We start from the raw sequence: 20,869 nt of genomic DNA on the forward strand, positions 1-20,869 counted from the left end.
AAATCCCCAGCAGTAAAATACTTTTACCACTGGGGATTATAATTTGCGGACATACACATATACAGCATACACCTGTTTGTGATTGCTGTATATGTGTATGTCAAAATTGATAAGGCAAAAGTATTCTTAAATTGGGTACAAAAAACCAAGCCCCCACAAAAGGGACTATCATAATCCTTTGTTCCCACTATTTGATTATAGTTTTATTTAAGAATACCTTGCCGCATATTTTTTACTCCTTTTTTGGAATGATGCTATTATATCACATTAGTTTTAGGAAAGAAAGTACCTAAAAGAAATTTTTCTTCCCCTTATATGTAACAATCATACCGACTTTCTGGCGTTCAGAATGGTTTCTGCTGTCTGCTGTGGTGTTTGGTTGGAATTGTCCAGCCAAAAGCCGATCCGTGGTGTTGTCTGCATAAATGTATCGTATAAGGTTTCAACCGTAAAGCCGGAATAGCCTGTTTTCTCCCTGTATCGTTCCCTTCCTTTTATTGTTTCCACATCTGGACAAAGAACGACAACCTCAACAGGGTATTTATGCGGCACAAAAAATATGTACATGTAACTAATTCAACACATTTATAATTTGAATAGGGACATTATAGCATTTACTAAATACAAATTCAATGTATACGGAAATAAAGATATAAGGAGTGGGAAGGATTCCGCCGTAGTCGGCATTGTAGGAAAATCCAAAAGTTTAGATTTTCCCACAATGCTTATCTTTTGGTCTTTGGTTCGGAATAGTGTAGTGCTGGCGGTCTATCTCTTGTTTTCGGTTGCTTGCTTCCTTACCGTACATGAGCATTCGCAGCCGGCTTCTTTTCTAGGTGCCGCCGGTCGTTTCCTCAATCCGGAATTTCTACAAATTATATAATTACTTCCTTCCAAATTCCACTGATTTTATGTATCTTTTTCATCTAAAAGCATAATCACTCAAGCGCTCTTTTATTAATCAGCAAAACGCACTATTCGCCCGTATTTATATACAAATTCTACAACATATTGCACATATTTCCATCGAAACATATGATCACTCCCCGCATTTTATTTTTTCAGCCGTACCGGATAAAATGGAAATAGCAAAGGAGGTTTTTCTCTTGGCGGTTCCGAAAGCAGCAGTCATCAATGATCTTTCCGGCCTTGGCAAATGTTCCCTCACAGCGGCGATTCCGGTTCTTGCCGCAATGGGTGTGCAGGCCTGCCCGCTTCCCACAGCCGTGCTCAGCAATCAAACCGGCTTTTCGAGCTACGACTGTGTAGACCTTACCGGGCACCTCGCTTCGTTCGCCGCTGAATGGAAAAAACATGGGGCGCACTTCGACGGGATCTGCACCGGCTTTTTATGCAGCCCGGGTCAGGTGCGCCTTGCGCAGGATTTTATTGATACATTCGGAGGGGTGCACACCCCGGTCCTTGTCGACCCGGTATTGGGCGACAACGGGAAGGTCTATCCGGTTTTTGATGAGGCGATGTGCCACGCGGTGAAAACGCTCACCGCACGGGCGGATGTGATTACCCCCAATCTCACCGAAGCCTGTATCCTTGCAGGCTGTGATTATCCCGGCGCGCAGGCCCAGACGCTGGAACCTATCTGGGAAATCGCCCGCCGCCTTTCCGAAACAGGACCCCGAACGGTTGTGATCACCGGCGTCCATCAGGGCGATTACATTCTGAATCTCGGCTACCAGGCGGACAGCGGGCAGCGTCTGACTGTCAAAACCAGACGGTTCGGCGGCGGATTTTCCGGGACGGGGGACATCCTGGCCGCTGTGCTCTGCGGCGGGCTCGTACGCGGCGACCCGCTGGGTCCAACGCTGCTAAAGGCGGCGGCGCTTCTGGAGGCCGCTGCCGCAGAAACCTGTGCCGACGGGAGCGATCCTAATGATGGGATTGCCTTCGAGCACCACCTGCATCTTTTAATCGAGGAGGAATAAGATTTGAATACGGTCAATTTGACCGCCGGGAGCCGCCGGACCTACCGTACGCTCACCGCAAGCGCAATGTTCGCCGCGATGATCACCCTGACCACCGCGTACCTGTTCCACATCCCCATCGGCTCAAACGGCGGGTATATGCACTTTGGGGATGCGTTTATCTATCTGGCCGCTTCGCTTCTGCCCCTGCCTTATGCCTGCGCGGCGGCTTCGATTGGCGGCGGACTTGCCGATCTCGTTTCCGGCGTGCCCGTCTGGGTGCTGCCCACCATGATCATCAAGCCACTCACCGCAATCTGGTTCACCAACCGTTCCTCCCGCATCCTCTGCCGGCGCAATGCGCTGGCTCTGCTGGCGGCTGGGATCGTCTCGAACGCGGGCTATTACCTGGCCGAGGCAGTCCTCTCGGGCAACTGGCTTGCTCCGTTGGCAACCCAGTGGGGCGGACTCTTGCAGTCAGGCGGCAGTGCCGCCGTCTTTGTGATTGCCGCCGCCGCGCTCGACCGGCTGGATGCTAAGAAGCGGTTTCATTTTTAAGGAGGAGAATACAGGATGGAAGAATTGTTATATACCTATGACGGCAAACTTTATATCAATCTGACCAACAAATGCCCCTGCCGCTGTACTTTCTGTATCCGTTCGCAGATGGATGGGCTCGGTTCCGCCCAAAGCCTCTGGCTGGAGCATGAGCCGTCCGCGGACGAGGTGATCGCTGCTTTCGCGCACTATCATCCCGCGGACTTTGATGAGATCATCTTCTGCGGTTACGGCGAACCCTTCTGCGCGCTCGACCGGCTCCTCGCAGTCAGCCGGTACCTGCGCGGTGTGAGCCGTGCAAAGATCCGCATCAACACGAATGGACTCGGAGACCTCATCTGCAAAAAAACGACTGCCCCGCTGCTGGAAGGACTTATCGATACTGTTTCGATCAGTCTCAACACCTCCGATCCACAGTATTACCTGCGGCTCTGCCGTCCTTCGTTTGGGGAAACGGCCTACGGCGCAATGCTCCAGTTTGCCCGGGACTGCAAACAGTATGTCCCGGAGGTGAAGTTCTCGGTGGTGGACGTCATCCCCGCCGCCGACATCGCGGGCTGCGAAAAAATCGCCCGGGAAATTGGAATTCCGCTGCGGGTAAGGCACTTCACCGAATAATATAGATGTGTAAAAGAGGCGTCCACCGGAAGGTGGACGCCTCTTTTGATCGTTGGGATCAAACCAGAACCTTGATGACGATCTTTTTGACCGGAACCGGATTTTCAACAGCGCAGCGCGGCTTATGGGCGTCCTCCGGCGCGACGATGACAAATTCGCCCGGCGTTAAAAGGACGTTGGCAACCTGCTTTGCAGCGGGTTCTTTAAAAAATACGATATCGTTTTCCGCATCGTACGCAGTATCCGCTTGCAGCACCTCGCTTGGGCAATAGGCAAAAATCTCCTCACCCGCGACCATGTACTGGATGTCAAAATATTTCTCATGCGCCTCAAAGCGCAGGGTGCTGGCCGGCGCAGTCTCATATTCCTGCACGCTGGCAAAAACCGTTTCTCCGTCGATCGGATACTTTCCCGGCGCAAGCGACGCGAGGTCCTCACGGCGCAGGAATGCATAGGCTTTCTGGAATCTTTCTGAGCAGAAGTCGTATTTTTCCGCAAGTGCAAGCTGGGTTGTCAACATAGTGAATTGCTCCTTTCTGAATAGGCGGTCCGATCAGAACCGCTTGATCCTCTCCCAAATCTCCTCGATGACCGGGATTCCATTTGCCAGGTTGTCCATCCGGGTTTCGTAATCCTTCTGTCCCGGATAGCGGATCTGCCCGCCTTCCCGGTCCGGCATACTGTCCGCAATGTCATTCACCACCGCGTCTACCATCGCATCGGTCATGTCCGGGGTGTTGAACCTGCCCGGATCGATCGCCAGCAGAAACTGGGACAGGCCGTATTCGTCTTCCCCCTGCCTGCCGATTTCGGTGACCGTGCGGCCGCCCGAAAGCATCGCCGCGACCAGATCCAGAGCGATGGAAATACCGGAGCCTTTCCAATAGCCCATCGGCAGGACGCGCTGGCTCTTTTCGATCTCGGCCGGATCGCAGGTGAGACGACCCTCCCCGTCGAACCCGCCCGGAAACGGGAGCGATGCACCGCTGCGCCTGTATTCCTCGATTTTCCCGTAGGAATACTGCGCCATCGCGCAGTCAACCACGACATGCCGCCCGTTTGCGCGCGGGACCGCAATGACAAAGGGATTGTTTCCGATCCGGCGGTCTTTCGCTCCCCACGCGGGCATATTCGGCTGGGTATTGGTCCAGCAGATGCCGATACAGCCCGCATTTGCGGCCTGCCAGCCATATGAGCCGCCGCGCATCCAGTGGCTGGTATTCTGGAGCGCGACGCATCCGATGCCATACCGGTGCGCCAACTCGACCGCGCGCGTCATGCAGATCTGCGCGTTCAGGTTGCCCATGCCGAGATTCCCATTCCAGCGTTCAACCGCGCCCACGCTTTCCATAAAGGTCGGCGCGGCGTCCACGTCGATGAGCCCTTTTTCAATGTAAGAGATCACACGGGGGAAGCGGTTCACACCGTGGCTGTAGATGCCGTCAAGGCTGTTTTCCGCAAACAGGGTTGCGCTTTTGCGGGCACGCTCCTCGGAAAAGCCGTATTTTATCAGTATGCGGGTTAATTCATTCACCATTTCGTCAAACGGAATTCTCATATCTGCCGCCTTTCTCCTCAATGATACCGCAATTCCGTTTGATGTGCAACTGTAAAACCAGCCGCGGCCATCCCGGTGGGGTGGCCGCGGCCGGTTTTATCCTTTTGTATCGATCCGCAGCGCTTTCTCCTGGGTTTCGATCGCCAGGCGCATCGCCTCAAAGGTGTGCTCCTGCGTGATAGCGTTTTCGGTTCGATCCAGACAGTCTCGGATCAGCCGCCCGAAAAAGACAAACCCAGTCTTTCCGGTCACCTGGGCGCGGTGTTCGCCTTCGGCATCCACCCAGATGACATGATCGCCGTCGTGCGAAACGGACACGTCGATATATTTGCGGATTTCAATTGATCCCTTCTCGCCCATCACAAAGACGCGCCCGTCCCCCCAGGCGCCCATCCCGTCCGGGGTGAACCAGTCCACCCGAAAAAAACAGGTCGCGCCGTTGTCCGCGAGCAGCACACCTTCTCCGAAATCGCAGAAATGGGGTTTGTCACGGTTGGCGTAATTGGCGACTGCGCTTTGCAGTACCGCCGCGGTCTTTGCGCCGCAGTAGGTCAAAAACTGTTCGATCTGGTGGCTGCCGAGATCGGTGATGATCCCGCCGTTTTCGCTTTCCTCGAAAAACCAGTCCGGACGGGTCGGGCGGTTGAGCCGGTGGGGCGCCAGGATCGTCACCTGCCGCACCTTTCCCACCGCGCCGGAGCGGATCAGCTCCTCGGCAAAGACCGCGCCCTCCACGTGGATGCGTTCACCATAATAGATCACATATTTTTGCCCTGTCCGCGCGCAGGCTTCCCGCGCCGCTGAAAGCTCCTCTTTTGTGAGCATTCCGGGCTTATCGACAAAATAGTCCTTGCCGTGTTCCATCACCCGCAGCCCCAGGGCACAGCGGCGGCTTGGGCGGATCGCGCTGGCAATCAGCCTGGCGTCCGGATCGTCAAGCACCTGCGCTTCATTTTCGGCGGCCTGCGCCTGCGGGTAACGCGCAAGGAAAGCCCGGACCTTCTCTGGGTCCGGGTCCCAGACTTTATTGAGGGTCGCTCCCGCCTCAAGAAGGCCGTTGCAGATCGCATAGATGTGCCCGTGATCCAGCCCGATGACCCCGAATGGGAATTCACCCGGCCTGCAGGCCATCTCCACCCTGCCCTGTGAAACGGGAGCGTAGTTCATTCCGTCGGATTTTTGCATTATGATCTCCTTTTAGAGCGAACCGCCAACCTTGATGCCGATGTCGGCATAGTTTTCCACGCTCTTGGTTTTCTGATGGAACCTGACCGCCTTCTGCATGAGCCCTTCCTTTGTGTAGAAGGGGTCCTTTTCACTCATCGGGAAGGTGACTTTTTCCCCGAGGAACGCGGACTGATAGACCGCCGTGATGAACTCCACCGTCTTGCGGCCATCCACACCGGTAATCAGCGGTTCGGTCCCGTTTTCGATGGCCGAGATCATATTTTCAATCTGGCCGCAGTGATCCTGATACGGCAGGTCGGGGAAGCTTCTGAAAGTCTCCTCGATCTTCTCGCGCATCGGGTCGTTCGGCTCGGGATAGCCGTTTGGCTGCTGTTTGTCGGAAGCGACCTTGTGCGGGATTTCGATTGAGCCGTTTTCGCCGTCGATGATGATCTTCTGCTCCTCGCCATGGTGTAAAAGTGAAGCGATCATCGTGCCGACCGCGCCGTTTTGAAAACGCAGGGTTGAAATTGAAACGTCCTCGACCTCGCTGTTCTGGTGATTCTGATTCGAAACCATCGCGGAAATCTCCCGAAGGTCGCCCATCAGCCACAAAAACAGGTCGATATGATGCACCGCATGGATGAAGGTGCATCCGCCGCCCTCTTTCTCCCAGGTGCCGCGCCACCACAGATCATAATAGTTGTCCCCGCGCCACCAGAGCGAGTTTGCCTGCGTGAAATAAATCGGGCCGAGCACGCCGCTCTCCAGCAGCTTCTTGGTGCGCATGATGTCCGGTTTGAAGCGGTTCTGCGCGACCACACCGAGCTTCGCGCCGCCTTCCTTCGCCGCGGCGATCATCCGGTCGCACTGTTCGAGCGACGGCGCCATCGGCTTTTCGCACAGGACATGCTTGCCAGCCCGCAAAAAATCGACCGCCACATCGCAGTGCGCGGACGGCGGCAGGCAGATCGATACCAGATCGATATCCTTGCGGTCGAGCAGCGTCTTATAATCGGTGACCACGTCACAGGAAAGGCCGTATTTTTGACGTTTTGCTTCCGCCTTATCCTGAAAAATATCCACCAACGCGCGGATCTCGCAGCGGTCCGCAAGCGCCTGGTAGGCTTCAATATGGACGTTCGCGATATCCCCGACGCCCAAAATTGCAATTCCAAGCATAGAGATTCTCCTTCCGTTTCCGGGGTGTTCCCCGGCGTCTGCTACAGGGAAATCCGCTTCCCCAAAAGTGCGGACTGGTAAGCCGCATAGATGACTCGCGTGGTTTCATATGCGAGCGCGAAGCCTGATTCCGGGTTTGCCTTGTCGCCCGCAGCGCACATGAGAAAATCCTGCAGTTCACCCACGTATCCGCGGGCGTAAGACTCGTCAAGAAAAACCGACTGCCAGCCCCTGCGGGTCTCCAGCTTTTCGGTAAAGTATTCATTTTGCAGCTTTTCATCTTCCACATGGTAAACCTGCATCGCGTCATTCGGCGCGATGTTGCAGCGATGGGCGCCGCCGGTGGTGAAAACCTCCACCGTGTTGCGCACTCCACCCAGCACCATGTCGCCCGCGGTCACGCTCCCTTTGGTTCCGTCCGAGAAAGTGAAGGTCACGTTTGCAAGGTCCTCCACATCCTTCGGGCGCGCGCTGATATGGCGGCGCTCCTGTTCGGTAAGCGCAGGAACAAGATAACCCATGTCGCCCATGACATCTACGACGCCGCAGTTTCCCGCCTGCGCCCCTTTGAGATAGAGAAGCGCCGAAAGCGGATGGCAGCCCTGCCGGATGAGCGACCCGCCGCCGTTCGCGCTCCAGAGCGCGGCGTGCGGCGCGTGCGAACCGCTGTGGGATTCCTCGCCGCGCAAAAACAGCACCTTGTCTCCCGCCGCCTTAATCAGGCCGCGGCTCTTCTGCACCGACGGCGCATAGACAAAATTCTCCGCGTAAAAGAAATGTTTCCCGCTCGCGTTGACCGCTTCGCGCAGGCTGTCGAGCTCCTCGGTCACATGTTCGAGCATTCGCGGGTCCTGTGGATTCCCAAACCAGCCGGTCAGCGGCTTTTCGCTGATCACGTGTTTTTTTGCCGCGAGCGCTTCACGGATCATCGAAACGTGCATGCAGGGCGGCGTGCAGATATCAACCAGGTCGATCTCCTGTGCCGCAAGCATCTCTTTCATACTGCCATAAACCGACGGTATCCCGTATTTTTTTGCAAAAGCTTTCGCGTCCGGCGCCGGGGAGGCCGCCGCGCAGATGCACGCGTCGTACCCATGTACCAGGCGGTACGCCTCCGCGTGCAGCGCGGCCGAAAAACCGGTGCCCACAAGCCCAATCCGAATTGTTTTCATATGGCTTTCCCCGCTTTCTTAAAATGTTCAGGCTGTTTTCGCCGTCTTTTTCCGTTTCAGTTTGTTGAACACACCGAACTGGGACAGAATCAGGCAGACGATCGCAACGATAAACAGGATGCTCAGCGGGCGCTGAAGCATCGGCATGAAGCTTCCGTTCGAGATGGTCAGCGCACGGCGCAGATTCGAGTCGGTCATCGAGCCGAGAATAACGCCGAGCAGGAACGGCGCGGCCGGGTATTCCGCCCAGGCCAGGAAGAACCCGACGATGCCGAAGAGGAACATGACCTTCACATCGAAGGTGATGTGGTTGATGACAAAGGAACCGACGATGCACAGGACATAGATGACCGGCATGAGCAGCTCTTTTTTGACGCCGAGGATCTTAACCGAGAATTTCGCAACGATCTGGGCAAGCAGCCACATGGCGATCGCGGCGAGAAACAGGTCGACACAGACCTGATAAAGGAATTCCGGGCTTTCGTTCATCAGGAGCGGCCCAGGACGGTAGCCATGCATCATGAACGCCGCCAGCAGAACCGCCGCGGGGGCGCTTCCGGGGACGGCCAGCGAAAGGATCGGGATGATCGCGCCGCCGATGCAGGAGTTGTTGCCCGCTTCTGCCGAAACCATACCCGCCATCTCGCCTTTTCCGAAGTTTTCCGGATGCTTGCTGCTCGATTTGGTCGCCCAGTAGGAGAGCCAGCCGCCGACGTCTTCGCCGACGCCCGGAATAATGCCGACGCCCACGCCGATAAGCGAAGAACGGATCAGGGCCATCGTATGGTTTTTAATGATCGAGAAGCCCTCCCGCATCTTGAAGGGGGACATTTTCAGGACATGTTCCTCGGTTTTCTTAAAGGCTTTGATGATCTCCGGGAAACCGAACAGGCCGATCATAATCGGAATCAGCGCCAGTCCCGCCATGATGTTGACGTTCCCATAGGAAAAGCGCGGGAATGCGTCGAGCTGGTCGAGCCCGACCTGCGCGATGAGCAGGCCAAGGATGCCGGAAATCCAGCCCTTGATGGCGCTGCCCTTTGAGGTGAGGTTTCCGCAGATGATGACGCCGAACAGGCTCAGCAGGAAGAATTCCCAGCTGCCGAACTGCAGGGACAGTTTGGTGAGCAACGGGGTCAGGGTGAGCACGCACAATACGCTGATGAGCGTACCAATGCAGGAAGCGGTCGTACACAGGAAAATTGCAAGGCCGCCCTTGCCCTGGTTTGCGAGCGGAAAGCCGTCCAGCGCGGTCGCCGCGCTCGCCGGGGTTCCCGGGATATTCAGAAGGACGGCCGCCTGGCAGCCGCCGGAAATCGAGCCGACATAGACGCCGATCAGCGAAATGATCGCGCTGGTCGGGGAAAGGCTGTATGTAAGGCCGGTCAGCAGCGCCACCGCCATGGTCGCGCTGAGTCCCGGAAGCATTCCCATAATCAGGCCTGCAAAGGTGCTCAGCAGCAATACGCCAATATTGATCGGCGTGAGCACAGTCGCAAACGACTGCGCAAGATACTGTAATGCCATTTGTTGTTATCCTCCTTTATGGTAACGGCACGCGGAAGCATACCTGGAAAAGTAATACGATCAACGCAACCGAAGCTGCCGATACCAGCAGGATCTTGACAAGAGAGCCCGCATCGAGAAAGTACATCAGCAGGAACATGAACAGGAAGGTGGCAATCCAAAACGGCAGGATCTCGATGAGGATGAAGGTGTAAACAGCCATCAGGACAACCCCGATGAACATGCGCATGGTGTTGGAGTCCTTGAAAATCCCGCTGAAATAGGTTTTGACCTCCGCCATGCGCGCGGAGATTCCCCCATCTTTCAGGCTGTAGCCGAAGAGCACCACGCTCAGAAGGCAAAGTACGCACCCCAGCATTGTCGGAACCAACGCGGGGGACAAATAAAAGACTTTTCCAGCCTCGTGATAGATGTGAATCCCTTCAAAGATCACATAGATCGAAAGCAGGAACATCACGACCGACGAGACAAAATCCAATCGCTTTTTATCGTTTTCCACGATCTCACTCCTTGTAACTGTCTAAAGAAAAGCGGCTAGAGCTTTTTAGACATCTAACCGCTTCATTTTCATTCCATCCGGGGCGCCCGTCAGGCGCCCCGGTCAAACTTCTTATGCGCGCGGGATGTCGAACTCTTCCGGAGAAATCGTCGCGACGCCGCAGTCGTACAGGGTCCAGGTGACAGTGGAGGCAAGTTTCTCGATGTAAGGCTCCGCCTCCGCGCGGCCCATTGTGTTGACGATAAAGCCTTTGGTCTTGCAGAAGGACAGGAAGTCCTCGCTCTTGACCGCCTCGTCAAACGCTTTGTCCAGCGCCTCGTAGACATAATCCGGCTGGCCCTTCGGGACAGCGATACCGGTGGTCTCGCCCATCGGCATACGGTCAGCCAGTTCAGGGGCAAATTTCAGAATCGACGGGATAACAGTGCCATTTTCCAGAGTGATGTCGTTTTCAGTGAAATTCGCAAGTGCGCGCATGTCGCCGGAAACGAACATATCCTGCATCTCGACAAGCAGCTGGCTGGTGAAGTCCACTTCGCCGGCGAGCGCCGCAGTGACAGCTTTACCGCCGCCCTCATACGGGACATGCTTGTAGGTCAGGCCGGTTGCCGCGCAGAGCACCTCGATTCCGATGTGTCCGCCGGATCCCATGCCGCCGGTACCGTCGGTGATCTCGCCCGGGTTCGCTTTCATTGCGTCAAGCAGATCCTGCGCGGTCTGATACGGAGAGTCGGCCTTGACGGCCAGGACGTTCGGGGTGAAGGTTGCGAGGTAGTAGTCCCAATCGCGCTGGGTGGTTTCGGTGTAGCCGAGCACGGGCATTGAGGTCAGCGCCAGCATGCCGTTGGCAAGGACGTTGTAACCGTCCTTTTCCGCCTTCATGACGGTCAGCGATCCGACCGATCCGCCGGAACCAGGGGTGTTGGTGACAACGATGTTGGTGCCCAGGCTTTTGCCCATGGCGTCAGCCAGCGCACGGCCGGTCAGGTCGGTGGACCCGCCCGGATTCCACGGCACAACCATGTTGATGTCGCGGGAAGGATACTTGTCCTCTTTGCCCATCATGTTGGTGACGACGAGCCCTGCGATCAGCACGACCACGACAACCGCGATCACGATAATCAATGATTTCTTCTTTTCCATTCTGTCTATTCCTCCTTATAATCTGTATACCGAACTGCCTTCTACTAAAAAGCAGCTTTGTATCTGTTTGCACGGCGCGGGCGGATTCTCGCTCTCGATGATCTCAAAGAGCATCTCTGCGGCCATTCTGCCAAGCCCGCCCCCGCCAAGGTCTACGCAGGTGAAATTGTTGGCTCCTGTGCGCGCCCAGTTTGGCGAACCGATGATGATGAGCGAAATATCCCTGCCGGGGACGATTCCATGCTGCGCCAGGTACTGTACGCCGCCGCGCGCCTGCACGTTGTAAGCATAGACAAGCGCTGTGGCATCCGGATGCTCAGCCAGCGCGCGCTGGGTGAGCTTTGCGCCATCCTGTTCGGTGAATAAGCCATTATAGGCAATACCGTCCTCCCGCGGGATACCTGCGCGTTCAAGGGACTCCCAATAGGCCTGTTCACGCTGCTGCAGCCCGCCGAAATCCGCTTCCCAGCCGATATAGGCGATTTTCCGGTGTCCATGCCCGATGAGATAATCGGCCGCGAGCTGGACGCTTTCGTAGTTCTGGGAAGAAACCCAAAAATAGTCCTCATCAACATCAAGCGATCGGTCAACCACCACAAGCGGCACGCCGATCTGGCGGATCTGTCGGGTATTTTCGCCGCCGCGCGCCGACGGGGTGATGATATATCCGTCGACCCGCTGCGCCTGCATGCGATTTAAGATCTCCGCCTCGCGGTCCGGGTCGTCAAAGGTGTTGCAGATGGAGAGGATGTAGCCGAACCGGTCGGCAACCGTTTCAATATCCAGCACCAGCTCGGTGAAGAACTGGTTGCGAAACTGCGGAACAAGCACGGCGATGATTTTGCGCTTCTTGCCGCGCAGCGAACTGGCCGCGCTGCTCTTGACGTAATTGAGTTCACGCGCGGCCTGTTCGACCCGGCGGCGCATATCCTCGCTGATATAGCGTTTTTTGGAATTGCTGAGTACGTAAGAAACGGTGGCGGCTGTGGTGCCGGCGCGTTGGGCCACATCCTTCAAAGTCGCATATTGTGCCTCTTTCAACAGCCACATCCCCCTTTTCAATAGGCAATCGTTAATCGGCAATCGTTTGCCTATTGCATATAAAATAAAACCTATCAACTTCCATAGGTAATTTTAAGGAGTTTGCATAGGTAATCGTTAATCTATCGTGCGCTTTAGTTATAGCCTATTTGACCGGCAATTGTCAATCAAAAAACAATCTGTTTTTTGATTTTCGTAACAAAATCTAGGCAACTATATTTTGCTTTAGCCAAAATTACCAGTTTTTTGCTATTCCACTTGTTTGATCCGCCATTCTTTTCCGGACAAAAAACTGGGCGCCCGATTGGGCGCCCAGTCTATCTTTCCCTTTCCCCACGGATAAACATCACACCGAATCCGGTGAACAGCAACGCGCAGCAGAACAGCACTGAACGCTCGGCATAAAGCGCCGCAAGCCAGCTGCCGAGAATCGCACCCGCGATAAAAAACAGGATGATCCCATAATATTGCAGACTCTTTTTGCGTTCCTGCGGGTCCCCGCTCACACAAAACCGGTAAATGAGTTCGGTCGCGCTGCGCAGATTTCCAGTGCACATGGTGGTTGCATAGGCGCTGCCGTTGATCTTTCGAAAACTCTCCACCTGCATGGCGCACAAGAAGGATATCGCAACATTGGCCAACACATCCAGATCCCCCCGTGGGAGAAATGCCACACCCGCCAGTACCAGGATTTCAACCGCGACGACAATCTGCCGCCAGTGCAGCCGGGGATGTTCTCGGAAGCGCCGTTTCACCAGCTCTGCCGCCAATACGCCTCCCGCGAAAGCCAGAATCGGGATAAGGTAATAAAACACTCTCCCAATGCGCATCTGCGCGAGATTCAATCCCAAAAGCACGATGTTCCCCGTTTGAGCATTCGCAAAAACCCCGCCGCGCAAGAGGTAGGTGTATGCGTCCAGAAAGCCGCCGACCACCGCCAGCAGCGCCCCAATCAAAAAGGATTCGGACATCTGCCGGTTTTGTTTTTCTGTCATTCCAGTCCCACCTTTTCCAGCTTTTTTTGCCGGATGTAATCCTTTTACAGTATACCGGAATCTGAAAATTTCGCAATCCCCGGAAATTTTTTTAAAACCTATTGACATCTCAGTTAGCGGATGCTAATATAAACGCATGGTTAGCTATAGCTAATCACGTGAAACACCGCTGTGGTTTCATACATGTATACCATCTCCTCTTTCTACAAGGGACGCCATTCCCTACCACAAAGGCCCGCAGCCGTCCGCAAACAGCGGCTGCGGGCTTCCTCCTTTTTTCGGAATCTTTCACAGAAAGCCGCGCGGCTTTCTGAAATATCCCCGTCCGTTCCGATTACCCAAGCGCCACATCGAGGATCATCATGATCAAAAATCCTGCCATGACACCGAGCGTCCCCACATTTGAGTGATCGCCCAGATGCGCTTCCGGTATCAGCTCCTCCACCACGACATAAAGCATCGCGCCCGCCGCAAAAGAGAGCAGCCACGGCATCAGCGGCTGGATTCCGCCCGCGATCAGTACGGTCAGAACACCAAAGACCGGTTCCACAAAACCGGAAAAGCTGCCATACAGGAACGCGCGGCCCGATGAGGCCCCTTCCTGCCGCAGCGGCAGGGAAATCGCGGCGCCTTCCGGGAAATTCTGGATGCCGATGCCGATTGCGAGCGCCATCGCCGACGCATAGAGCGCCGGGTCATTGCCGTGCTGCGCCGCAAGCGCAAAGGAAAGGCCGACCGCCATCCCTTCCGGGATATTGTGAAGCGTGACCGCCAGTACCAGCAGCGTGGTGCGTTTCCAGGAGGAGGACATCCCCTCCGGATCGCGCGCGTTCGGATGCAAGTGAGGAAGCAGGCTGTCCATCGCCATCAAAAAGGCAACTCCCAGCACAAAACCACCCGCGGCGGGAATCCATCCAACCATCCCGGATGCTTCGGCCTCCTCGATTGCCGGGATCAGCAGGCTCCAGACCGAAGCCGCAATCATCACTCCGGCCGCAAAGCCCAAGAACATCCGCTGGATGCTCATATTCACCTTGCTGCGGAAAAAGAACACCACCGCCGCGCCCAGTGAGGTCATCAGGAAGGTGAATCCGGTTCCTCCCGCGGCCCATAATACAGCTTCTGACATCTTTCTCTTCCTTTCTGTCACAGGTATTTCTATGCCTGTTATATTCCTTTTTAATTATACCTTTTCTGTATATTATGTCAAGAGGGAATCACTCCGGCAGCCCCCCTAACCAGTATATCCATATTTTTCTCCTCTATGGAACAAAACGGGGCCCGCCGGCTGGCCAAGCGAAATCCGGACTCCGATATGAAAGATTCGCGGCTCAAAGGCGCGGGAAGGCCCGGCCGATTCAATCGGCCGGGCCTTCCCGCGGTTTGTGTCCTATGAAAGTATGAGAAGTGGGTCAAATTTCAGGTGCGCGGCATGCGGCATGGCCGCGTGGAGCAGGCCCGGGCCAGAAAGATCAGCGCACCAGTTGGTTATAGAGCCCGCGCGGGACATAATGGGTATGCAGCAGCTCATGGGCCAGATGCCCGTTCGCCGCACCAAGATATTCCTCGTAAAGCGCGGTGATATCGGGGTTTTCGTGACTTTTGCGCATCGGCTTTCCTTCGTCCTCGCGGTAGAGCGCCGCCGCGCGTTTCTCGCGGCAGCCCTCCTCTTTGGGACGCGGCTGGCCGCCGCCATTGATGCAGCCGCCCGGGCAGCCCATGACTTCGACGAAGTGGTAAGGCGACTTTCCCGCCGCGATCTGGTCCATCAGGATATCCGCGCCCGCAAGGCCGCTTGTGACGGCGATCCGCACGGTCACGCCCTCCAGATGCGCGAAATCCGGCAAGGCCCCCTCAATGGTGAGCGAAGCGGTTTTGACCTGCTCAAGACCTACAATCGGAGTGACGTGTAACCCGTCGAACGGCAGCTCCCGCCCGGTCACCAACTCATAGACGGTGCGCAGCGCGGCCTCCATGACGCCGCCGGTCACGCCGAAGATGTCCGCCGCGCCGGTCGACAAGCCGAGCGGCCGGTCGAAGCCGCCCTCTGGCAGGTTCAAAAAATCGATGCCGGAGGCCTTGATCATCCGGGCAAGCTCCCGGGTGGTGAGCACCGCGTCCACATCCGGGATGCCGTTTTGTCCCATCTCCGGACGTTGGATCTCATATTTCTTGGCGGTGCAGGGCATCACCGAAACGACGAACATTTCCTCGGGTTTCCTGCCGATTTTCTCGGCATAGAAGCTTTTGACCAGCGCGCCGAGCATCGTGTGCGGGCTTTTGCAGGAGGAAAGATGACCAAGCTGCGCCGGATATTTATGCTCGATGTGCTTGATCCAGCCAGGCGAACAGGAGGTGAGCATCGGCAGTGCGGCTTCGCCGCCGGTGAGGGCCGCACTGAGCCGCCCGAGCAGCTCGGTGCCCTCCTCGATGATGGTCAGGTCAGCCGCGAAGTCGGTGTCGAACACATCGTCAAAACCGATTTCATGCAGCGCCGAAGCCATTTTCCCGGTGACGAGCGTCCCGGCGGGCAGGCCGAATTCCTCGCCCAGCGCGGCGCGCACGGCGGGCGCGACCTGCACGACGACCCGCTTCACAGGGTTTTCGAGCGCTGCCCAGACTTTGGAAAGGCCGTCGGTTTCGGTGAGCGCGCCGGTCGGACAGACGACGGTGCATTGTCCGCACATGGCGCAGGCGGTAGAATCGAGTGGCAGCCCCATCGCCGGACTCACCACCGTTGCAAAGCCGCGGTTCTGGGCGCCTATCGCGCCGACCTCCTGGATACGGTTGCAGACGGTCACGCACCGGCGGCAGAGCACACACTTTGATGTATCGCGGGTGATGGACGGGGAAACGTCCACCTTGGCCGGGGACATCTCCCCCGAAAGACGGGATTCGGTTACGCCGAGCGTATAGCCGAGCTCCTGCAATTCGCAGTTCTGGTTGCGGGTACAGTTCAGGCAGTCCTTGGGATGGTCGGAAAGCAGCAGCTCGTAGAGCACCTTGCGCGCCGCGCGCACTTTGGAGGAATGGGTGTGGACCACCATCCCCTCCTTCGCCTTCACAATGCAGGAAGCCGCAAGGTTTTTCATCCCCTCCACCTCGACCACACAGATGCGGCAGGAGCCGTAGGGATGAATATCTTTCAGATGGCAGAGGCTCGGGATGCCGATGTTATACAGGCGGGCGGCCTCCAGAATTGTCACGCCGTCCGGCGCCTCGATGGCTTTTCCGTTGATTGTCAAATGGATCATCTTTCTTACCTCCTCTCGCAGTGCAGGCAGCGCAGTGCTTCTCCCATCGCATCCAGCTTGTGGAATCCGCGCGACACTTCACAGAAGCTGTCACAGCGCTCCTCAGGCGGGACGGCGCGGAATGGGAACCGGCCATGCGGCTCGGTGACTTCGTTGTCCTCGATCACCGGGATGTCAATCCATTCGCCCTTGTTGAGTTCCCCGGTACCGCCCAGATATTTATCGATGTTTGAAGCGGCGCGTTTGCCGTCGGCAATTGCCTGGATGACCACATTCTGGCCCCACGGGGAGGCGTCTCCGCCGGCGAAGATCCCTTCGCGCGAGGTCTGGGAGGTGAATTTGTTGATGTCGAGCGCGCCCGAAGCAGTCACATTGACCTCGGTCGTCTGATAGAATTTGCTGTCCACATCCTGGTTGACGGCGGTGATGACCCCGTCGCAGTCGATCACGAATTCCGATCCCGGTACTTCCACCGAGCGGCGGCGGCCATCTTTGCCATAATCAGCAAGCGCGCGGCGGACGCACTGGATGCCGCAGACCGCGTCGTCATCCCCGATAATTGCGGACGGGGAAACCAGAGGAATGATCCGGATTCCCTCTTCCCGGGCTTCCCGCGCCTCTTCGGCGCCGGCCGGCATCTGTTCCTCGGTGCGGCGATAGACGATGGTGACCGCCTGCGCGCCCAGGCGCACCGCGCTGCGTGCCACATCCATCGCGGTTGAGCCGCCGCCCACGACAACCAGCCGTTTTGGCACGCTTTTGTCAATGCCGAGCCCGACCCTGCGCAGGAACGCAAGCCCGCTTTCCACACCGGCGAGCGTTTCTCCCGGGATACCAAGCAATTTCGACTTTTGGGTGCCGACCGCGAGGTAGACCGCGTCCGACCGCTGCCGCAGCTCTTCAAACGGGATATCACGACCGATCTTGACATCCAGGTGAATCTTCACCCCAGCCGCTTCAATCGCGCGGATTTCCTTGGCGAGCACCTCTTTGGGCAGACGGAATTCCGGGATGCCCCAGTAAAGTACGCCGCCCGCGACCGATTCGGCTTCATAGACGTCTACTTCGTGGCCGAGATGCGCGAGGTAATAGGCACAGGAGAGTCCTGACGGACCCGCGCCGATCACCGCGACCCGCTTGCCGGTCGCGGGACGGGACTGTACAAGCGGGATATTGTATTCGTCGCGCAGCGCGTAGTCCCCGATGAACCGCTTCACACCGCAGATTGCAAGCGGTTCGTCCACCTGCGCCCGTCGGCAGTGATTTTCGCACGGATGGGTGCAGACACGCCCGCAGACCGCGGGGAAGGGGTTTTCCTGCCGGATGAGCTGATAGGCGTCGGTCAGCCTGCCGGCTGCGACCAGCGCCATGTAGCCGGGGATATAGACGTTCGCGGGGCAGGCGTTGCGGCAGGGCGCGGTCTGCAGCTCCGCGCAGACGCCCGCGGCGCAGTGCCTGTCATGGATATGGGTCTCGTATTCCTCACGGAAATATTTGATCGTGCTGAGCACCGGGTTCGAGGCAGTCTGCCCAAGGCCGCACATGGCGGTCTCTTTTAAGGCGCCCGCGAGCTCCTCGAGCATCTCAATATCGCCGTCTCTGCCGTTGCCCTCGGTGATCCGTTCGAGGATTTCGAGCATCCGCTTGGTGCCGGTGCGGCAGGGCAAACATTTGCCGCAGGATTCGTCCTTGATGAAATCGAGGAAGTACCGCGCGGTATCGACCATGCAGGTGTCCTCATTCATGACCACCAGCCCGCCGGACCCCATGATCGCGCCGAGCGCGGAGAGCGACTCATAATCGACCGGAGTGTTCAAATGCGCCCGGGTGAGGCAGCCGCCGGACGGCCCGCCCGACTGGATCGCCTTAAAGCGTTTGCCGCCCCGGATGCCGCCGCCGATTTTATAGATGATGTCTCCGAGCGGGATGCCCATCGGCACCTCAATGATGCCGGCGGTCTCGATGTCGCCCGCGAGCGCGAACACCTTGGTACCCGCGCTCTTTTCGGTACCGAACCGGCGGTACCATGCCGCGCCGTTCAGAATGATCGGCGCGACGTTCGCGAGCGTTTCGACGTTGTTGATGATGGTGGGCTTCTCGAACAGGCCGCTTTCGAACGGGAACGGCGGTTTCTGACGCGGCTCGCCGCGCCGGCCTTCAATCGAGGCGAGCAGCGAGGTCTCCTCCCCGCAGACGAACGCGCCCGCGCCGATACGGATTTCTAGGTCGAATGAGAAGCCGCTGCCGAGGATATTTTTCCCGAGCAGCCCGGCTTCCCGCGCCTGCCCGATCGCGTTCGAGAGCCGTTCGACCGCGATCGGGTATTCCGCGCGGACATAGACAAATCCCTTATCCGCGCCGATGGCATAGCCGCCGATCAGCATGCCCTCGATGATGCCGTGGGGGTCGCCTTCCAGCAGCGACCGGTCCATAAACGCGCCCGGATCGCCTTCGTCGGCATTGCAGACGATGTATTTTTGTCCTTTCGGGGCTTTCATTCCAGCTTCCCATTTGATCCCAACCGGGAAGCCCGCGCCGCCGCGTCCGCGCAGCCCGGAGCCCTTCATTTCCGCAACGACCTCGGCGTCGGTCATCGTGAGCGCCCTGGCCAGCGCAAAGTATCCGTCTCGCGCGATGTAGGCGGGAAGAGAAGCGTATTCCATCCGGCCGCAGTTGCGCAGCGCGATGCGGACCTGGTCTTTGAAGAAACCAATTTCGTCAAGCCTGGGGACACGTTTATTCTGCGCGCGGTCAAAAAAGGTGTATTCCTCCAAAATTTCGCCGCCCATGAGATGACGGGCAACAACCTCTTCCACCTTTTCCGGGTCCATCTTTACATAAAAAATGTTGCCGGGCTCCACAAGCAATACCGGTCCGACGGCGCAGGTTCCCATGCAGCCGGTGACAACGGTATGTACGCGTTTGGCCAGTCCATGCGCGGAAAGCGCGTTTTCCAGCGCTTTCTGCACCGCCGCGCAGTCGGAGGAGATGCAGCCCGCTCCGCCGCAGACGAGCACGCGGTATTCCCACTGCTTTTCGGCAGCGAGATAATCCGCCTTGATTTGTGAAAGGTCCTGGGGGCAGGCCGCTTTAAATGGGCTCATCGTCCTCGTCCTCCTTGTAATAGCGTTTCAGGATCTCTTCGAGCTTATCCGGGTTCACCTGTTTATAGACCACATCATCGATCGACATGGCCGGGGCAAGCCCACAGGCGCCGATGCAGCGCGCGACTTCGAAGGTGAATCTGCCATCGGCGGTCGTGTCGCCCACCCCCACGTCGAGCAGCTTTTCCAGACGTTCGACAATCTTCTTGCCGCCGCGCACATAGCAGGCGGTTCCAAGACAGACGCGGATGGTATGCTCACCGCGCGGCTGAGTCGAAAAGAAGGAATAGAAGCTCACGACGCCCGAAACCTCCGAAAGCGGCAGGGCAAGTCCGTCCGCCACCACCTTCTGCACCTCAAGCGGAAGGTATCCATAAATTCCCTGTGCAAGATGCAATACCTGGATGAGCGAGCCCTCTCTGCCCTTGTATTCGGCGGCCAGTCGGGCGATCCGTCCGAGTAGCTCCCCAGGATCGTCGGAGCAGCAGCATGTGCATTTGGTTGCCTGTTCCATAGGTGAAGCCTCCTTGTTTCGATAATATTTTATCATATTGAATTCGCTTCGCAAATAGACATCTTCTCATAAAATGCAATTTAGATTGTCTATAAATTCACATTATGGATATTTTTTTGACAAATACCCAATATTTTGATTGATTTTTAACAGCATCCATTCATTTTAAAAGGATTTTTCTTGTTGCTTATAGCCTACCATCCGGGAATGAAAAAGTCAACAAATGATAATTTTTTATCTTTCATTTTCCAATCGCTCCCTCCATTTTTGCATCTTTTTCGCAAAATGAAGCAGCAGAACAAAAAAAGTTCCGCCCCGGAATTCCGGGGCGGAACTTTTTTATTTTGTTATTTTATTAATTTATCGAGCAGATCCATCACTTCATCAAGCTTCTCCTGTGCGTCACCCGCCTCAAACGCGTCTGCCACACATCCTTCCATATGGGCGCGCAGCACCTCCTTGTTCGCGCGGGAGAGCACCGACTCGGCCGCCATGATCTGGTTGGAGATGTCAATACAGTACCGATCCTCCTCAATCATCTTGAGCACGCCGTCAATCTGCCCGCGCGCGGTGCGGAGCAGCCGGGTAACTTTCTGTTTATCCGCCTTCATAACG

Annotated in this window: 18 protein-coding genes and 1 pseudogene; 3 read left to right on the forward strand and 16 right to left on the reverse strand. The window is 56.7% G+C overall.

All coding sequences use genetic code 11. From position 1 onward, the window contains the following. Positions 1-324: 324 nt before the first annotated feature. Positions 325-546, reverse strand: a pseudogene (locus DWV16_RS19865) (phosphotransferase); the annotation flags it as partial. A 560-nt stretch (positions 547-1,106) separates the two neighbouring features. Between DWV16_RS19865 and DWV16_RS11335 the strand changes: the two are divergent. Genes DWV16_RS11335 through DWV16_RS11345 form a run of 3 tightly spaced genes read left to right on the forward strand, consistent with a single transcriptional unit; the run spans position 1,107 to position 3,098 of the window. Continuing rightward, positions 1,107-1,943 (forward strand): pyridoxamine kinase, encoded by an 837-nt coding sequence (locus tag DWV16_RS11335; RefSeq protein ID WP_158572855.1) that lies wholly within the window; start codon positions 1,107-1,109, stop codon positions 1,941-1,943. 3 nt (positions 1,944-1,946) lie between these two features. Beyond that, complete coding sequence (locus DWV16_RS11340) at positions 1,947-2,480, forward strand: TIGR04002 family protein (protein ID WP_255420064.1); 534 nt, start codon at positions 1,947-1,949, stop codon at positions 2,478-2,480. Between the two features lie 15 nt (positions 2,481-2,495). Next, entirely contained in the window at positions 2,496-3,098 is a 603-nt protein-coding gene (locus DWV16_RS11345; RefSeq protein ID WP_066454180.1) for a TIGR04100 family radical SAM protein, read from the forward strand. Between the two features lie 58 nt (positions 3,099-3,156). Here the strand turns inward: DWV16_RS11345 and DWV16_RS11350 are convergent, their stop codons facing one another. The 15 genes from DWV16_RS11350 to DWV16_RS11420 all read right to left on the reverse strand — a co-directional run bounded on the left by DWV16_RS11350 (position 3,157) and on the right by DWV16_RS11420 (position 20,865). Then, the gene (locus DWV16_RS11350) at positions 3,157-3,618 is read right to left on the reverse strand and encodes a YhcH/YjgK/YiaL family protein (protein ID WP_118479330.1); all 462 of its coding nucleotides are present in this window, start codon (positions 3,616-3,618) and stop codon (positions 3,157-3,159) included. Between the two features lie 33 nt (positions 3,619-3,651). Next, complete coding sequence (yiaK, locus tag DWV16_RS11355; RefSeq protein ID WP_118479332.1) at positions 3,652-4,656, reverse strand: 3-dehydro-L-gulonate 2-dehydrogenase; 1,005 nt, start codon at positions 4,654-4,656, stop codon at positions 3,652-3,654. 96 nt (positions 4,657-4,752) lie between these two features. Further along, a complete protein-coding gene (locus DWV16_RS11360; protein ID WP_066454171.1) occupies positions 4,753-5,841 on the reverse strand; it encodes a Gfo/Idh/MocA family protein in 1,089 nt (362 codons plus the stop codon). A 12-nt stretch (positions 5,842-5,853) separates the two neighbouring features. After that, on the reverse strand, positions 5,854-7,005 hold the full coding sequence (locus tag DWV16_RS11365) for a Gfo/Idh/MocA family protein (RefSeq protein WP_066454168.1): 1,152 nt from the start codon (positions 7,003-7,005) through the stop codon (positions 5,854-5,856). A 41-nt stretch (positions 7,006-7,046) separates the two neighbouring features. Next, positions 7,047-8,177, reverse strand: coding sequence for a Gfo/Idh/MocA family protein (locus tag DWV16_RS11370; protein ID WP_118479334.1), 1,131 nt, complete (start codon positions 8,175-8,177; stop codon positions 7,047-7,049). A gap of 27 nt (positions 8,178-8,204) precedes the next feature. Beyond that, a complete protein-coding gene (locus tag DWV16_RS11375; RefSeq protein WP_066454163.1) occupies positions 8,205-9,704 on the reverse strand; it encodes a tripartite tricarboxylate transporter permease in 1,500 nt (499 codons plus the stop codon). Between the two features lie 16 nt (positions 9,705-9,720). After that, complete coding sequence (locus DWV16_RS11380) at positions 9,721-10,203, reverse strand: tripartite tricarboxylate transporter TctB family protein (RefSeq protein WP_066454162.1); 483 nt, start codon at positions 10,201-10,203, stop codon at positions 9,721-9,723. Positions 10,204-10,314: 111 nt separating this feature from the next. Beyond that, positions 10,315-11,346: a tripartite tricarboxylate transporter substrate binding protein gene (locus tag DWV16_RS11385; protein ID WP_118479336.1), complete on the reverse strand. Its 1,032-nt coding sequence runs from the start codon at positions 11,344-11,346 to the stop codon at positions 10,315-10,317. Positions 11,347-11,361: 15 nt separating this feature from the next. Continuing rightward, the gene (locus DWV16_RS11390) at positions 11,362-12,387 is read right to left on the reverse strand and encodes a LacI family DNA-binding transcriptional regulator (protein WP_242863553.1); all 1,026 of its coding nucleotides are present in this window, start codon (positions 12,385-12,387) and stop codon (positions 11,362-11,364) included. 317 nt (positions 12,388-12,704) lie between these two features. Next, on the reverse strand, positions 12,705-13,382 hold the full coding sequence (locus DWV16_RS11395; RefSeq protein ID WP_066454156.1) for a YoaK family protein: 678 nt from the start codon (positions 13,380-13,382) through the stop codon (positions 12,705-12,707). 334 nt (positions 13,383-13,716) lie between these two features. Beyond that, entirely contained in the window at positions 13,717-14,511 is a 795-nt protein-coding gene (locus DWV16_RS11400; protein ID WP_066454154.1) for a ZIP family metal transporter, read from the reverse strand. 343 nt (positions 14,512-14,854) lie between these two features. Continuing rightward, a complete protein-coding gene (locus DWV16_RS11405; protein ID WP_118479338.1) occupies positions 14,855-16,636 on the reverse strand; it encodes an NADH-dependent [FeFe] hydrogenase, group A6 in 1,782 nt (593 codons plus the stop codon). A 5-nt stretch (positions 16,637-16,641) separates the two neighbouring features. After that, a complete protein-coding gene (gene nuoF / locus DWV16_RS11410) occupies positions 16,642-19,740 on the reverse strand; it encodes an NADH-quinone oxidoreductase subunit NuoF (protein WP_118479340.1) in 3,099 nt (1,032 codons plus the stop codon). Then, positions 19,727-20,254, reverse strand: coding sequence for an NAD(P)H-dependent oxidoreductase subunit E (locus DWV16_RS11415; RefSeq protein ID WP_118479342.1), 528 nt, complete (start codon positions 20,252-20,254; stop codon positions 19,727-19,729). The genes nuoF and DWV16_RS11415 overlap by 14 nt, the downstream gene beginning before the upstream one ends. 347 nt (positions 20,255-20,601) lie before the next feature. Next, positions 20,602-20,865, reverse strand: coding sequence for a metal-sensing transcriptional repressor (locus DWV16_RS11420; RefSeq protein ID WP_066454144.1), 264 nt, complete (start codon positions 20,863-20,865; stop codon positions 20,602-20,604). Between the last annotated feature and the right edge of the window lie 4 nt (positions 20,866-20,869).

This window comes from Anaerotruncus sp. AF02-27, assembly GCF_003465835.1.
Classification (GTDB): Bacteria; Bacillota; Clostridia; order Oscillospirales; family Ruminococcaceae; genus Anaerotruncus; species Anaerotruncus rubiinfantis.

Bases quoted from the DNA above. Each gene is read 5' to 3' on its own strand.
- DWV16_RS11345 (WP_066454180.1), top strand. From the start codon at position 2,496: ATGGAAGAATTGTTATATACCTATGACGGCAAACTTTATATCAATCTG.
- DWV16_RS11350 (WP_118479330.1), bottom strand. From the start codon at position 3,618: ATGTTGACAACCCAGCTTGCACTTGCGGAAAAATACGACTTCTGCTCA.
- yiaK (WP_118479332.1), bottom strand. From the start codon at position 4,656: ATGAGAATTCCGTTTGACGAAATGGTGAATGAATTAACCCGCATACTG.
- DWV16_RS11360 (WP_066454171.1), bottom strand. From the start codon at position 5,841: ATGCAAAAATCCGACGGAATGAACTACGCTCCCGTTTCACAGGGCAGG.
- DWV16_RS11365 (WP_066454168.1), bottom strand. From the start codon at position 7,005: ATGCTTGGAATTGCAATTTTGGGCGTCGGGGATATCGCGAACGTCCAT.
- DWV16_RS11370 (WP_118479334.1), bottom strand. From the start codon at position 8,177: ATGAAAACAATTCGGATTGGGCTTGTGGGCACCGGTTTTTCGGCCGCG.
- DWV16_RS11375 (WP_066454163.1), bottom strand. From the start codon at position 9,704: ATGGCATTACAGTATCTTGCGCAGTCGTTTGCGACTGTGCTCACGCCG.
- DWV16_RS11385 (WP_118479336.1), bottom strand. From the start codon at position 11,346: ATGGAAAAGAAGAAATCATTGATTATCGTGATCGCGGTTGTCGTGGTC.
- DWV16_RS11395 (WP_066454156.1), bottom strand. From the start codon at position 13,382: ATGACAGAAAAACAAAACCGGCAGATGTCCGAATCCTTTTTGATTGGG.
- DWV16_RS11400 (WP_066454154.1), bottom strand. From the start codon at position 14,511: ATGTCAGAAGCTGTATTATGGGCCGCGGGAGGAACCGGATTCACCTTC.
- DWV16_RS11405 (WP_118479338.1), bottom strand. From the start codon at position 16,636: ATGATCCATTTGACAATCAACGGAAAAGCCATCGAGGCGCCGGACGGC.
- nuoF (WP_118479340.1), bottom strand. From the start codon at position 19,740: ATGAGCCCATTTAAAGCGGCCTGCCCCCAGGACCTTTCACAAATCAAG.
- DWV16_RS11415 (WP_118479342.1), bottom strand. From the start codon at position 20,254: ATGGAACAGGCAACCAAATGCACATGCTGCTGCTCCGACGATCCTGGG.
- DWV16_RS11420 (WP_066454144.1), bottom strand. From the start codon at position 20,865: ATGAAGGCGGATAAACAGAAAGTTACCCGGCTGCTCCGCACCGCGCGC.